The 14065-nt window shown below is 55.5% G+C and carries 9 protein-coding genes, 1 tRNA gene and 1 pseudogene; 5 read left to right on the top strand and 6 right to left on the bottom strand.

The window, feature by feature from the left end; all coding sequences use genetic code 11:
• Nucleotides 1-73: 73 nt before the first annotated feature.
• From OHL19_RS21125 to OHL19_RS21115, 3 genes are all read right to left on the bottom strand, one after another.
• Nucleotides 74-1855, bottom strand: a complete 1782-nt coding sequence (locus tag OHL19_RS21125) for a hypothetical protein (protein WP_263359827.1) — start codon at nucleotides 1853-1855, stop codon at nucleotides 74-76.
• Complete coding sequence (locus OHL19_RS21120; RefSeq protein WP_263359826.1) at nucleotides 1848-2525, bottom strand: RNA polymerase sigma factor; 678 nt, start codon at nucleotides 2523-2525, stop codon at nucleotides 1848-1850. The genes OHL19_RS21125 and OHL19_RS21120 overlap by 8 nt, the downstream gene beginning before the upstream one ends.
• 162 nt (nucleotides 2526-2687) lie before the next feature.
• Nucleotides 2688-6125, bottom strand: a complete 3438-nt coding sequence (locus OHL19_RS21115) for a chitobiase/beta-hexosaminidase C-terminal domain-containing protein (RefSeq protein ID WP_263359825.1) — start codon at nucleotides 6123-6125, stop codon at nucleotides 2688-2690.
• A gap of 786 nt (nucleotides 6126-6911) precedes the next feature.
• Here OHL19_RS21115 and OHL19_RS21110 point away from each other — a divergent pair.
• Nucleotides 6912-8660, top strand: coding sequence for an autotransporter outer membrane beta-barrel domain-containing protein (locus OHL19_RS21110; RefSeq protein ID WP_263359824.1), 1749 nt, complete (start codon nucleotides 6912-6914; stop codon nucleotides 8658-8660).
• A 97-nt stretch (nucleotides 8661-8757) separates the two neighbouring features.
• Nucleotides 8758-9795 carry an alpha/beta hydrolase family protein gene (locus tag OHL19_RS21105; RefSeq protein ID WP_263359823.1) on the top strand — a complete coding sequence of 346 codons (1038 nt, stop codon included), beginning with the start codon at nucleotides 8758-8760 and terminating at the stop codon, nucleotides 9793-9795.
• A gap of 302 nt (nucleotides 9796-10097) precedes the next feature.
• Here the strand turns inward: OHL19_RS21105 and OHL19_RS21100 are convergent.
• Nucleotides 10098-10172: transfer RNA gene (locus tag OHL19_RS21100), tRNA-Asn, on the bottom strand.
• Nucleotides 10173-11135: 963 nt separating this feature from the next.
• Here OHL19_RS21100 and OHL19_RS23195 point away from each other — a divergent pair.
• The 3 genes and pseudogenes from OHL19_RS23195 (at nucleotide 11136) to OHL19_RS21095 (ending at nucleotide 11663) form a co-directional block, all read left to right on the top strand.
• Entirely contained in the window at nucleotides 11136-11327 is a 192-nt protein-coding gene (locus OHL19_RS23195) for an ArdC-like ssDNA-binding domain-containing protein (RefSeq protein ID WP_396126820.1), read from the top strand.
• A pseudogene (locus tag OHL19_RS23190) lies at nucleotides 11324-11437 on the top strand (ArdC-like ssDNA-binding domain-containing protein); the annotation flags it as partial. The gene OHL19_RS23195 and the pseudogene OHL19_RS23190, both read left to right, overlap by 4 nt.
• Nucleotides 11438-11480: 43 nt before the next feature.
• Complete coding sequence (locus OHL19_RS21095; RefSeq protein WP_263359822.1) at nucleotides 11481-11663, top strand: hypothetical protein; 183 nt, start codon at nucleotides 11481-11483, stop codon at nucleotides 11661-11663.
• A gap of 182 nt (nucleotides 11664-11845) precedes the next feature.
• On the opposite strand, the gene OHL19_RS21090 is transcribed toward OHL19_RS21095, so the two are convergent.
• Nucleotides 11846-12658, bottom strand: coding sequence for a hypothetical protein (locus OHL19_RS21090; protein WP_263359821.1), 813 nt, complete (start codon nucleotides 12656-12658; stop codon nucleotides 11846-11848).
• Entirely contained in the window at nucleotides 12651-14033 is a 1383-nt protein-coding gene (locus OHL19_RS21085) for a multicopper oxidase family protein (protein ID WP_263359820.1), read from the bottom strand. Before OHL19_RS21085 ends, OHL19_RS21090 begins: the two co-directional genes overlap by 8 nt.
• Nucleotides 14034-14065: the final 32 nt, after the last annotated feature.

Below are 14065 nucleotides of genomic sequence, written 5' to 3'. Positions count from 1 at the left end.
ATCGGCCACGCACCAGCGTGACTTGTATACTTCGCGGAGACCTTACAGCACCTGTAGACGACATGACCTGCCCCTAGTCCTTTCCACTCGTGACAGCATTCTCTTGTAGCACCCCGTTAACCGATTGCGCAGCCATATCTATCCTGTCTGCCGCGGCAGATAAGTCAGTGCAGATAGCTGCCGCCTTTCGTTCCGGTGGAAGGTCTGTTCGCGTGAGTTCTTTGGTGAGCGCTAGATTGCGAGCCGCTGCCTCCGAAAGTGATACGGGATGCCTGCTACTTTCCTCACCCATTGCATCTGCCGCCCCGATCTCCGCAAGCAAATGTCTTTCCTGCTTCAACACATCTTCCAACCGCTCTTGATGGCTGTAGATCAAATCCGCAAGTGTAGCCGACATCATCATCGAACTCGTGGCGTTTGGCCGGAACCGCGACTGCAATTCCGCAAGGGCTTCGCTTTCCTGGCTGATCGTGAGAGCTGTGCTGAACAGCCTGTGCGCAATCAGGTTGCTGTCCTTTACATCCCGCCCTCGCGATTCAAGAAACATCTGTAACGCGGACGCCTGATCCTGCATCGTGACCGCCTCTATCTGCTCCGGGGTAATGCCATACTCCCGAGTTCTCTTCACATCGTCCAGACTCTGAATCGAAACATGGACTCGCGGAATGGTCGCAAGCTGAGCACGCAGTTCGTTCTTCTGCTTCTCCGTTTCAACCATGCCCTCCACATCAACAACCTGCGAAGATTGGTGAATCGTAATTTGCTCACCGATGTCGGCATGAAGCTGGTTCAACACAAGCCTCACGCCAAGCTCCGCCTCATCCAACTGCTCCTGGCTCGGAGCAGCTAATGGAAAAATTGGAAGGATCCGCGCGTTTGCTGTCGAAACAATATCGGCGTTGCCCAGCGGCTCAAAGACACTCGCCTGGGGCACATTCCACGGAAGAACTGCATAGTCCAACTCTGCGATTTCCACATGTTCCCGGTCGCGAAAATCCACCGTTCGAGCCACGGGGTGAAAATCCGTGTCGCGCATAGTAAGGGACTGCCCGAGTACGGCGCCAGTGTCCATGGTCGTCGTCAGCGTAAGTAAGTGCTCGCCCGTTCTGGTAATGGAGTCCTCGCGCCGCGCCTGCTCCCCACGCCAAGTCAGGTAATCTTCCGCGGAGATAGGATGATCCCAATTCACACCGGCCTGTTCCAGGGTCGCCTTCAGTTGCCGTGTGGTGCCTGTCGGCGCAACCGCCTTCGCAAGCCGCTTGCCATGTAGATCCCAATACACTGAGCGCTCCAACCTGCTACCGTTCGTCTTGATCTCCAGCTTCTGATAGGCAAATCCCGCATTCGCATTCGGGTCTGGATGCTCCCATCGCGCCGCCTTGTTCAACAGGTCATCTGCGCTGACACCCAGTGCAACCGGTCTCGGCCAAAAGTAAAAAGACCCTGCCGAGATCGCGACTACAAGAGACAGCGAAACTGCCAGCAGCCGGGGCGCAACCCTTAACCGCATCCCACCAGCACGGGGCCGCGCGTGCAGCTCCCTTTCACCTTCCTGGCTTACATATTCCTCCAGCCATGCAGCCAAAACAGCTCTCGGCCTCTCCGGCGGTTGACTGGCCACGAATTCAGTAGCCTCGCTGTACTCCTGCAGGATGCACTCAGCGCCAGGCCCCTTCAGATAATGCAGACGGCCACGGCAGCCCCAGCATTTCGCCAGGTGCTGCCTGACAATCCACCGGTCGAGCGCAGACAGCCGCCCTCCGGAAAACTCCGCCATCGTCGCATTCGAGAGATGCTGCTTGAGACCCGGCACCAAGCCCGTCAATAGCCGGTCCAGTATGGTTCGATCATTCACAGGCAGCCGCCAGGTACGTCGTTGCCTGCTTCACAATGAAGGCCGCGCGCTGTTCGCTGATACCGATGGAAACACCAATGGCTTTATACCCGAAACCTTGTATTCGCAACTGGAGACACTGGCGTTGCAAGGGTCTTAGGCCAGTTAACGCTGCTTCCATTTTTTTCGTTCGCTCCTTCTTCGAATACACCTCTTCAGGCGAGGACGCTGAGTCCGGGCAATTCTCAAGTACAAAGGGTGTCGAGTTACTATCAATGACGATTTCGTGGCGCTTTCTCAACAGATCCACGCCAAGATTGCGCGCAACTCGAACGATCCACGCCTCGATATGCTGCACCTGGCTTTCCCTCGTAAGCATTTCCTTGGTCAACCGCATGAAAGTTTCCTGGATGATTTCTTCGACAAGGTCTTCCCTGATGTACATGCTGCGCAGATATCGAAATAGCTTCGGCCGATACTCGTCATAAAGGGCCAGAATCCTCTGCCGCGGATCGCAGCCAGCTTCAATCAGGTCCATTGGACGCTCGGTTGCCGCTGGCGGGTCTATCTCCTCGGTGACGAAGACTACCCGCCTTGCCGACCTGTCCGAGCCCAACCAGGTTATGCCCACCGAGTTATCGCTTAAAACGCACTCTTGTACGCTTGGCTCTGTCCTGCGATTAATCGTCATACTCGCCACTCCTCGCCGGTCGTCGAGACATTTGTCACTTGTTGGCCCTCTGCTCGTATCGCGAGGATGCGTGTTAGTGAATGTTTCCGTCTGAATATTTCTGGCGCTTTATGAACGCGGCGTGGCGTGCAAGCACGCTCCTGCGGTCCACGTATTTGTTCTCTATGGCCGCGCTCCAAGCTGACCGTTTTTCAGCGCGACTGACGTAGGTGTAACCACCGGCGCACCGATACCCACAAACTCCACCAGCACGTTGCCCGGTATCACATTAAAGTTGGCATCCAGACCACTAGTGTCGTAATTCATAACCCACAGGTTGCCCGAACCGTCCATTGCGCCAATAGGCGTATTGGTTTGTGGAAAATAGTTTCCATCCAAATGAAGCGTCAGCCCCTCCCCGGCGCTCGTTCCCGTGTAGCCATTGGCAGCCGGAGAAATTAAGGCTCCGCCAGTGGTGTACTCGTCAAGGGTCATCACTCCAAGTCCCGAATTGGCATCTAAAACAAAGATGTGCCCCTGACCGTCAAGAACCATCCAGCCACCGGCAGAAGAGTTTCCACAACCGCGTCCTGTATCGGTGATCGGATACATGAAGAGGATGGAACCTGCCGGCGGATTCGAGTTGCTGTTGTAGTTCAAGACATCCAGATTCAGGCCTGTGGGATCGCAGCCGTAGATGCCCCCTGATCCATCGGCTATCAAGGAAGTTACAAAGTAACCAGGCACACTATTGAACGGGTCGTATACGACATTTCCGGTGGCTGGATCCAGGGCGAACAATCTCGGCTGGATGGAGTTTGCATCGATTTGAGTCACCCATGGAATTCCATTCGAGTCAAAGGTTAGGTCACCGGTCTGGCTCGTGAAGCCGGGATTATTCGATAAAATCTGAGATAACGACTGGTTACTGCTGTTGTATGTGTACTCGAAGATGCCGTTGACCGACGTTGCCCAGATATTGCCCACCGAATCGAGTGCAAGGCCTGTAACTGAGCTGACATTTTGCGCAGGAGGTAGGATCACAGAACCAGTTTGTCCAACTGCGAGCAGCGAAGACTGACCCGAGGCCGACGGATTCAAATCCCCCAGCCAGGCATTATCAGAAGCATCGAACGCGATCGCCCCAATGAGCGCCACCGGACTGCCAGGTTCAGGATCATAACCGCCAAAAGTAATCTGCGGCGTAGCGTCAGTGCTCAGGGTCGTTGCCGGGGTAACCGGTGCACCCAGCGCATCGAACCGGGCAAGGATCGCGTGAACAGCGTCTTGCGGTCTCGGACTAGGCAAGCCTGCCTGCCCATCCTCGCCGAATGCGGTGACCCATATATTGCCCAGGGCGTCGATAGCCATACCCGTGTTGATGATTGGTCCAAGATCTGTGTAGTCATTCCCTCCCGAGCTATAGCTGGCCAAGGTCGTAGGTGAAAGCCCCAGCCCTGCACCGGTATAGGTGAGCGCGATCGTCCAGTCATTCGGCGCAACCGCTAACTCCGGCTGAAACGGACCAGTAGCAGAAGCCAAGCCAAAGAGAGTCGATACATTCAGTCCAGGATTCTGCGCCACGTCCAGAATGGCCTGGAGCGTGTCGCCTGGAGCCATACCGCCCGAAGGCGTGGCTGCGCTAAACAGGGCCGAACATGCTCCCCCGCCGCTCGAAGCCGTGCAGCTCGCCAGAATGTCCGCCAGCGTGTCGATACGCGCCTGCGGCACCGTGCTGCTATTCAGGAGCGGGACCGGATTGGACGCATACGCAGGGGTTATCGTCAGCACCGTTCCAGCAGCCGTGTTCACCAGATTGTTGACCGTGGCAAACGAGTTGCTCAACCCCTGGTAGTTCGTCGCAGACGTACCCACATTCGGAGCGGTGGTCATGAATGCAGAGAGCGCGTAAGCCGAAGCAGCCGTCGTAGCCTCATTGATCACCACCGACACGCCGCTTGTAGAAAGCGCGCTGCATGGTCCCAGCGCGGTCATCAATGCGATCGAGGAGTTAGCCCCGCTCCCTGTATCCCCGCCTGTAGCCACCAGGTAAAACAGGTCGTTGGGCGATGCCGGGCAAGTGCCGTAATTAAGCATGAACGCGCCGGTCGCATCCGTGCTCACCGAAGCGCCTATCGCAGTACCACTTGAGCCGTAGCCAGTGCTGCCCGCGCTATACAACTGCACCGAAGCACCCTTGATCGGAGTCGTCCCGCTCAGCACCTTTCCAGTCAGCCCAGCCCCCGCTGGAGCAACATCGTAGGATGCCGTAGCAACCGTGCTCGTGCTGCCGTTATCGATCGCAATCGCCTGAATCGTGATAGATCCAGCCACGTTCAATGCGATGGGCGCGCTGTATGCAGGCGAGTTAGCTGTCGGCGGGGTGCCATCGGTAGTTACGTGAATGACAGCATTAGCATCGCTGTCAGCCAACTGTACCGTCTGTCCGACGGTGACCGCGCTGCCGCTTGCCGGGGAGAATGCCGGTGGCGGCACAACCGCCGCCGCCGTTACCGTGTAAGTCGCCATGGCCGCGGCGCTATTGCCCTCGTTGGCATCGACAGCAATGGCCTGAACTGTAATCGTTCCTGGAGTCGTGAGCGAAATCGGAGCACTGTAAGTTGGTGAAGAACTGCTCACCGCGCTGCCATCGATCGTGTAGTGGATCACGGCACTCGTATCGACATCAGAGATCGTGATGGATTGCTGTCCCACCTGGAAGGAAGCGCCGCTGGCCGGGAAAAAGGCGGGTGCGGGCACGGGCGCATTCATGGTGATCGCATAAGCAGCCAGGGTAACTGGGCTGCTGGTTCCATTCACCACAGCGATAGCGCTCAAGGTGGCCGTCTTCGCAATGGTGACCGGGCCACTGTATACCGAGGAAGCAGTGCTGGCCGTACCGTTCAGCGAATAATAGATAACTGCCCCGGCGGTCTGATCGGTGATCGTCACCATCTGGGCCGAGGTATAGCTACCCGTACCGACTGAGAAGACTGGAGCGGCTACGGCCTGGTTGATGGAATAAGTCGCACTGACCACGCCGCTGTTCGAGTAGCCTGCAGCCACAGCGATAGCGTTGATTGTCTCGCTTTTCGAAACCTGGATCGGCGTCGTATTCATATAAAGCTGCGAGGAGGCCGTCGGCGTACTGCCGTCAGTCGTGTAGTACACATTTGCACCAGCAGTCGCATCTGCGATCGTAACCTGCTGCGGCCCCGTATACGCGCCCCCCGCCGGCGTGAAGCTCGGCGTGGCAACCGTATTCAGATTGATCGTGTAAGCCGCCGCGGCTACATTGCTGGTAGTCTTGCCTGGCACCACCGCAATCGCCTGCAGAAACTCGGTCTGATAAACCGTCGTTGGCTGAGCGCAACGCGGCGACGATGTCGTCGGAGTCGATCCGTCTGTCGTGCAATACAACACTGCATTCTGCGTGGTATCGCTAATCGTCACGGCCTGCGACGAGTTGTAAGTTCCGCCCGCCGGAGCGAACGATGGAGTAGGAACCCCACCCGCCGGCATTGAAGAACCGCCACAACCTGAGAGCAATAAGGAAGCCAGGAAAAGGGGGATCAGGGAAACGCCGACCACTACCCGCGACACCACACACTTAATCGACATACCCGCGCCCGCCTCCATATAACACCGCTTGACCGGCCTCCCACATACTTCCGCGCTGGACTTGCAATCAGATTGCAATCGTCAACTAGCAGTGGGTAAGTCAGTGCCTTCACAGTAATGACGGGTTCGCCAGGAATTCTCAACGGCAGACACTAACTTTATTTTTTATGAACTTGATTGATAAGGAAGCGAACTCGGGACAAACAGCACACCGGCGTGCCGGATAAAAGCATGGCGCCAATCGATTCAAAGTCTTTGCAGACTTGCTCTCAAGAGAAATCTGATCGTTACACAGCAACCGGTGAGACAGTATTAAACTCAAGTGAATTGAGCCGGGCATCCGTCTTCCCGCCGAACCAGAGGATCACGATGCAACACGCTAGTTACTTCGTAGTCATACTATCTATCGTCTCTATAAACTATTGAAAAGCCGGACCGAGTAACTTCTATTCTGGCGATGCGTTCCATTTCATCTAGCTCAATCGCGCTTGCATTCGAGCTAATACTTACATGATATCTAGTCAGATAACTCCTGGTTACTTAGAAATGACTGTCTTTGAATTTCCAGTGAATCTGATACCTGGCCCCATTGTAAATCCACGCCTCACCCGTAATTCATTGTTAGGAACGAGAGTAATAATCTCGTTCCTGATTCACTCTCCTTGTTTCTCAATCGTCACTTAGACACTTGCCCAACCTTCACCGTATGGACCCGCGAAACAGCTTCGGCCTATCACCCTGGCCGTGGTCAACGCTAAGTTTACAGTTTTAAAGGAGCAGATTCTGATGAAGATGATTATCAAGTCAGCCATCGCCACCGGCGTGGCCCTCATCGCTCTCTCGGCGAACGCGCATGCTCAGGGCATTACTTCTGCCAATGTCGCATTCAAGGGCCTTGGCTCGTCCGGTATTGCTCTCGAACTCGGCCTCGGAGCTTCCTCAGCCACCCTGGGCAGCATCCATGCCACCTGCATCTGGAGCGGCGCCGGACTGATCGCGAAAGATGCTACTGCGCCCTTCACCGCGAGCACACCGGCAACGGACTCCGGCAACGCTTGGGCGGCCTGGACACCTGCTGGCGGCACCTGCGCGGCTCCCGGCACGGGCACTGCCATCTACTCTTATCTGACGACCGACTCGGTCGTTGGCAACCGCTGCCTCTTCGATGGCACAGCCTGTTCCATCACCAACTTCCCCACCACCGATCCGGCTTCTGCGGGCCAGTTTAGCGGCCTGGTGACCGAGGTCCCCTTGCCCACGGAGATCGCGAACGCCTTAAACTCAGCTGCCATCAATGCGGCCGGAACCGACATCCGTCCTGAGGATGCCGAGTTCGCTACCGCCCGCGCTCTCACACCCTGCGGCTCCGTTATCGCTGGCACACAGTATCTGGGCCTCGGATACTCGAAAACCGACGTCACGCACGCCCAGGTTACCACTGCTGTCACCGGCAGCTCCAGCGTCTTCAATGTCATCAACTTCACCCTGCCGGCCTTCACCGTCACCCCGGTCGGTGCTACGCCGATCATCGTCGTCGTCAACGGCAGCAGCACCACCGGCCTCGGCCAGTTCTCAAACATCACGAGCGCTGCTCTGGCCAAGTTCCTCGACGGCACCTTCTCTTACTCCGACCAGGTTACATCGCCTACTTCTACAAGCGGAGACCGCGTCTACGTCGGTATTCGCGAGCCTCTCTCTGGTACCTACAACACCATGGAGTACAACGTCCCCAACACCACGGTTAACATGACCTCCCAGGATGTGGGCGTTAATCAGAACGCCACCAACGGTACCCTCGCCCAGCGGGCCTGCACCGCCAACGGAACCGGCACCGTCGCCCTCAACCCGCTCAACATCACGACCGCCAGCACTGGCGCTCGTATCCGCACCATCGGCACCGGTCAGGAGCTCTCCTTCGTTCGCAGCAATGGCGTCGTCGGCGGCATCAATAACAACATCGGCTACGGCTTCTGGAGCGTTGCAAACTTCTCCGGATTCAGTTCCACCAACGGCAAGTACCTGATGGTCGATAGCATCGATCCTCTGCTCAACAGCTCCAGCTCTTACACCGCCTATAACGGCGCCATTCCGCTCAACAGCACCACCGAGTTGGCCAACGTTGATCTGCACGCAATGAACGCTGTTAACGGATATCCCATCTGGTCGCTGCTGCGCCTCGTTTCCAAGGGCACCACCGTTCCCTCGGCGGTCACCACCCTTGCCAGCGCTGCCCAGAGCTTCGTCACCTTCGACACCACTACCGCACGTCCGGACTTCATCGTTCCATCCAGCCTCACTGTGGTCCGTTCGCACTTCCTTCCGCCTGCCGGTTCAGGTTTGCCTCCCGTCGCATCGATCGCCGACGGCCACGTAGGTCTGAACTCCAGCAGCTGCTCCGCTCTTGAAGCAGGCGGTGATGTGGGCGGCGTCGTTCTGCGCCTCTCCGGCACCGGTTCGCCTACCTCCGACAACTCCTACTGCGCCAACACCAGCAACCCCCACCATCTCGACGGCCAGACCGGAATGCGCCGGTAGCCTAAGACCTCTCTGAAGTACTTTTCAACGGCAGATCCGCTCGCAAGATCGGGTCTGCCGATTTCTTGTCAAGCACTACACAGATCAGGAGCAGCTCATGATCCGCCGCCTATTTTTCCTATTTGCAATCGATCTTCTTACCATGGCGAATCTTCATGCCCAGACCCCCAACATCCCAATCCCCATGCAGGCCGCACCAGAAAAAGAAGCTTCCCCAGCGACCGGCCTCAAAACTCTGAATATTCCGGATGACGCGCCCAAAGAAGACTGGAACACTCTTGCGCTCGCCAAAAGCAACCTGCCACCGCAATCGATTGGCGGCTTCCTCCTCAGCAAAGTCGATCTGCCCGGCGGCTGCACACGCGAAATCCTGCGCATGGAGTGGCGCAAGAACGATCCCATCGATCTCTACGTGATTCGCCCAACACATAACGGCAAGATGCCAGTCGTGCTATTCCTCTACAACTACACCTTCGATAACGACATCTTCCGTGAAGACCGCTGGTGCGATCGAGCCAGGGACAATGGTTTCGCCGCAGTCGCCTTCGCCACCGCACTCTCCTGGCCGCGCATTCACTCCCCGCGCCCTATCGGAAACTGGTTCGTAAGCCAGTTGCAGGAGGCATTAGCCAGTTCCACCCACGACGTACAGATGGTGCTCAATTACCTGGAGACGCGCAATGACCTCGACGCCGGCCACGTCGCTGTCTTCGGTCAGGGCTCAGGTGGAGCAGTCGCGATCCTCTCAGCCGCCGCCGACCAACGAATCGCCTCACTCGATCTGCTAGACCCCTGGGGTGACTGGCCTGAATTTCTCCGCGACTCGAAACAAATCCCCGAAGACGAGCGCCCGAATTATCTAAAGCCAGAGTTTCTCAAAAGCGTCGCATCGCTGGATCCGGTCGACTATCTTCCTGAGCTCAAAGATCGCGTCGTTCGCATGCAGCAGATAAGCGACGAACCCGTCATGCCCGCCGCAGCAAAGGAAAAAATGGCCTCAGCCGCACCGCATAGCGACCAGCTCATGCGCTTTCCCGACCGCGCCGCCGCCGGAAAAGCCCTCGGATCCAACGGCATCATGAGTTGGCTCGGCGAGCAAGCTAATCATGAAACCTCGGGCAGTCGTTCGCACTAAACAAAGCCGTCCCTTACGTTGCCAATAAGTTCAGAACGTCTACCTGGTTTGCTTCCCAGAGGCTCATGGCCGCTTTGTTCTTAGCTATAGCCTTCTTCACGGACTCTTTGACTGGAGTAGGGTTCCTTTTGCGATTGGTTTTTTACCGTACCCATATTAGCCGGGATAAATAGGGACTCCACTTTGAAATCTTCCATCAAGATTGTTGCCCCGGTGAAGGGATGCCCTGCAAAATCCACTACATTTCGCTGTTTCTGAGGGTCATCGGGGAGTGTCGAGAGTTCTAAGTCTAAGAAAATAATTGGCTCCTCAGGTAGGACTCGAACCTACAACCCTTCGGTTAACAGCCGAATGCTCTGCCATTGAGCTACTGAGGAATACCCTGTGGAGCACGTCTGGGCGACGCACTGCGCTAAGACATTTATAGCAAAGACAGTTAACTCGGGTCAATTAACCACTGAAAATAAGCGACTTTTGTCTGCACCAACGATTTCGCAAGCTGTTCTGTCCTGATCCCTCCCCGATTGCTATCGATATGCTCACAATTATCACCCGTTTTGAAAGAGCAGGTGCACAAAATTCTTCACAGTCATTTTGTCTTCCGCATCTCTGTTTGGCCTAATTTGCGGCGCTTCGTTCCAAACCATCGCGGATGATCCTGGGATCCAAATTAAGTCCTTCCGCGTTCTGACAACAATGCTCGTTGGCCATCGAACAGGCACATCTGCCGACTGCTGATGGTTGTCTGAGCAAACAGGAAACGAAGGATAGAGGTCAATCCCGACTACATTGCGGTTGGCAAGAAGGTTTCGCCCGAAGCAACTTGGATTCAGGCCGATGTATTTGACCTTCCTAAGAATATCGGCCGATTCGATTGTGCAATCTCCAACCCTCCGTTCGGTGCGACTAAAGCATCTGGCAAGTCCCCTCGATTTACCGGCAGCGATTTTGAGTACAGAGTTATCGACATCGCAAGCGACCTGACGGATTATGGTGTGTTCATTATTTCCCAGATGTCAGCCCCGTTTGAATATAGCGGTAAGGAGCACTACCAAGAACGGAAAGTGATAAATACAAAAAAACCTATAAGCAAACAGCCATCGAGTTAGGCTAATTGCGGAATTGACACTTCCTTCTACCGAATGGATTGGAAGGGCGTCGCGCCCGCTGTTGAAATCGTTACTGCAGATTTCGAGGAGGTGCGTGCTGCACGTCGACTGCCAGCCGAACCCGGAGCGGCCGATGGAATAACAGAGCATAAAAGCACGGTATCGGCGCATCTGAATGCATAAAGCTTCGACAGCAAATTCCGATCTACAGATGACATTATTTTGACCCTTATGAATCCGCAAGATAAGCCCCCACCACGTGATTTTAGACAGGAGATGACGGATGAAATTATTCGTCTCCTTGAGTCTGGCGCCGCTCCATGGCAACAGCCTTGGGAAGGCGGTAACGGAGGTTTACCTTATAACCTTATAACCCCACTACGACCAAAGCCTATCGTGGCGGTAATGTTCTCGGCCTCATGATTACCAGCATGGTGCGCGGTTACCCCGACCCACGATTTTGCACCTTCAAACAGGCTCTCGACAATGGCTGGAGCGTACGCAATGGGGAGAAAGGTTCTCGCATTGAGTATTGGGAACCGAAGCTGGGAAAGAAGGACGAGGAAGGCGCTACCGATGAGGAAAAGAAAAGCCGCTCGCAAGATGGTCGCGCGATTGAGAGGGGTAACCAATCAGCTCCATCCGATTCTGCTCGACTACACGGAAACACGGGGCCACAAGCCAGTTCTAACTCTCACAGAGCGTATTCGGAGCCTGGCAAATAGTCTCACATTCCTGATTGCAGAACTCAACGGATAATGCGCAAACTCTCAATCTCAAGGCGCAGGTTAGGGATTTGAGCGCAGCCATTGAGGATGAGGAAGGGAAACATCATTTGTCTCAAGTAATTACTAGAGTCCTTCATGGACACCGGTTCCTCAAAAATGATGTGTGCAGTTGGAGACAAGCGCTTGATGCTTTTGCCTCGTGGTAAAAAGCTCCTACTCGACTGACGAATGTTTGCCCCAATCAAACCGCCGTCCCAGGATTCCTTTGACGATGAGGTGATCGGTCGCTGCAGTTGGGCCGACCCCAACACCGATGTTGATCTCCCATTTCGGCGATATGTTGAGGTCCGTTACGGCGAAGATCTGTTGCTGCTGATTATGGAGGGTGTCAAAGGCTCCAAGCCGGCCATAGTCTGCGTAATATTCGAGGCCTCCGCTAATCTGACGAGTGAAATCGTAGCTGACCTTGACTCCGGGCGAGAAGCCGAGCCCCTGTTTTACATCCGGACCATGCAAGGTGCGTTCGAGAGCAGGGTTGAATGCGAAATACCATCGCCCGAGAGTCTTGTCGATGATTGGACGTATCTCCCAGGTCCATGTGTCAGGGGAATAGATTGCTCGCTGATAGCCGATTTCTGTCGAAAGGCTAAGCCCGACCGGGAGATGCCAACTGTCAGGCGCTCTTACTCGTGGTCGAATATGGTCTCCGACCCATTGGACTCCGTGACCATCCTGCTCGCTGGTGAAGACATAGAAGCCGATCTCCGACCAGCTCGTAATGCCTTCAGTGAGTTCGAGCGTCTCATGCTCCTGATGATTTGTCGGAATCACGCCATCGATGTCGTTCTTCTGACCTTCCGGGGTGAAGTTGGAGTGCAATTCAGCCATCAATGTCTTCGGAGCAACGGTGTCTGCCCCGTAAACCTGGATCTCATAGTTTCCTTGTGCCGCAGAGGATCGCACACACAAAATGGCCGCGATAGCGAAAATCGCATTAGCCGCGAGCTTGATCGTTGAGTTACGCATAATTGAACACCATCATGAATCCTCGATCCATGTGATCTTGCTGATGACAATGAAAGAGTGTTTTACCCGGATTGTCGGCCACAAACTCTACCTCGACAGTTTTACCGGCGTGTACCAGCACCACATCCTTGCGCACACCGGCGATCTCAACGCCGTCCTCGATCCGGCGGACTTCAAACGTGTGACGGTGTAGATGCATGGGATGGTCATCCATGCTTTTGTTCTTCATGACCAGACGGTATCGCTGTCCGGTCTGCAGAATGGGTGAGTTGGCAGGTGTAGAGTTCTGAGGATAGCTCAGACCGTTGATGCGCCAGAGTTCTTCGTTGCCGTGCCCCTGGAACTTGGAGTCAAAAACCAGCTCGATCGTTTTTGCGTCCTGATGTTGTGCGGCATCGCCTGTTGCCGCGAACTGGCGATAGTTCCACACAAGATCCTCCGGTTGCGTCCACACCGGTTTACCGGAAGAGTTGGCGTATTCGATGACAACACCCATTCCGCTGGCTTGAACATGCTTGCGGACTTCACCCAGGACCCATACGCCGGGATTGTTCATCTCGACGATGGCAGAGACGCGCTCTGCGGGTGCGAGCCGAAGCATGGAAACTGTCTGAGCCTGGGCTACTGGATTTCCGTCCAGCGCTACGACCTTGAAGCTATGCCCTGAGAACGAAATCCAATGAACCTCGGTCGGGCTGCTATTGAGGATGTGCATCATGACGCGCTCGCCTTGTTTGACCTTTACGGGATCTCCAGAGCCGAGCATCTTGCCGTTGATTGTCGTGACATTGTAGACCGGGTTCATATAACCGTCGTCACTGCTCAGGAATTGCCCGTTCCAGTCATGAAGTCCAAGGAAGATCTCCTGATCGTAGGCAGCAGGGTTGTCACGCGGTTCGATCAGCAGGAAACCGTGCAGCCCACCGTATTGCGCCTTGGTGAGGTTCTTCCCTGCGAAGGTGTGCGTGTGATACCAGCGGAAACCTGCCGGATTGGGCGTCATGGTATAGCGCGTCGAGGCCCCCGGCGCAATCATTGGCGTACCTTCCTCCATCGCTCCGTCGATATCGGGCGGCAAGTAAAGGCCGTGCCAGTGAACGACCTCCGAATCTTTCGTCAGGTTCCGAATCTCAACAGACTGCGGTTTTCCCTCACGCATCCGAAATAACGGCCCGGGAATCTGTCCGTTATAAGCCACAGTCTGGATGTGATGCTTTGGCGAAGCTTCCAACGTGTACGGAGCAATCTCAAGCCTCACGTCCGGCGCAGCCGCAGCGCGGGCCGCGCCGGACAATGCGAGTGAGCCGACCGCCATTCCAGAAAGTTGAGTAAAACGTCTGCGTGTCAGCGTAGGGCGAGACGCGGAATTGGGCATAGTCCTTTGTAGCTCCGATTGAGTTCAATAAA

The sequence above is a fragment of the Acidicapsa ligni genome (assembly GCF_025685655.1).
GTDB classification, from domain to species: Bacteria; Acidobacteriota; Terriglobia; order Terriglobales; family Acidobacteriaceae; genus Acidicapsa; species Acidicapsa ligni.
This window is presented reverse-complemented; position numbering and strand designations above follow the sequence as displayed.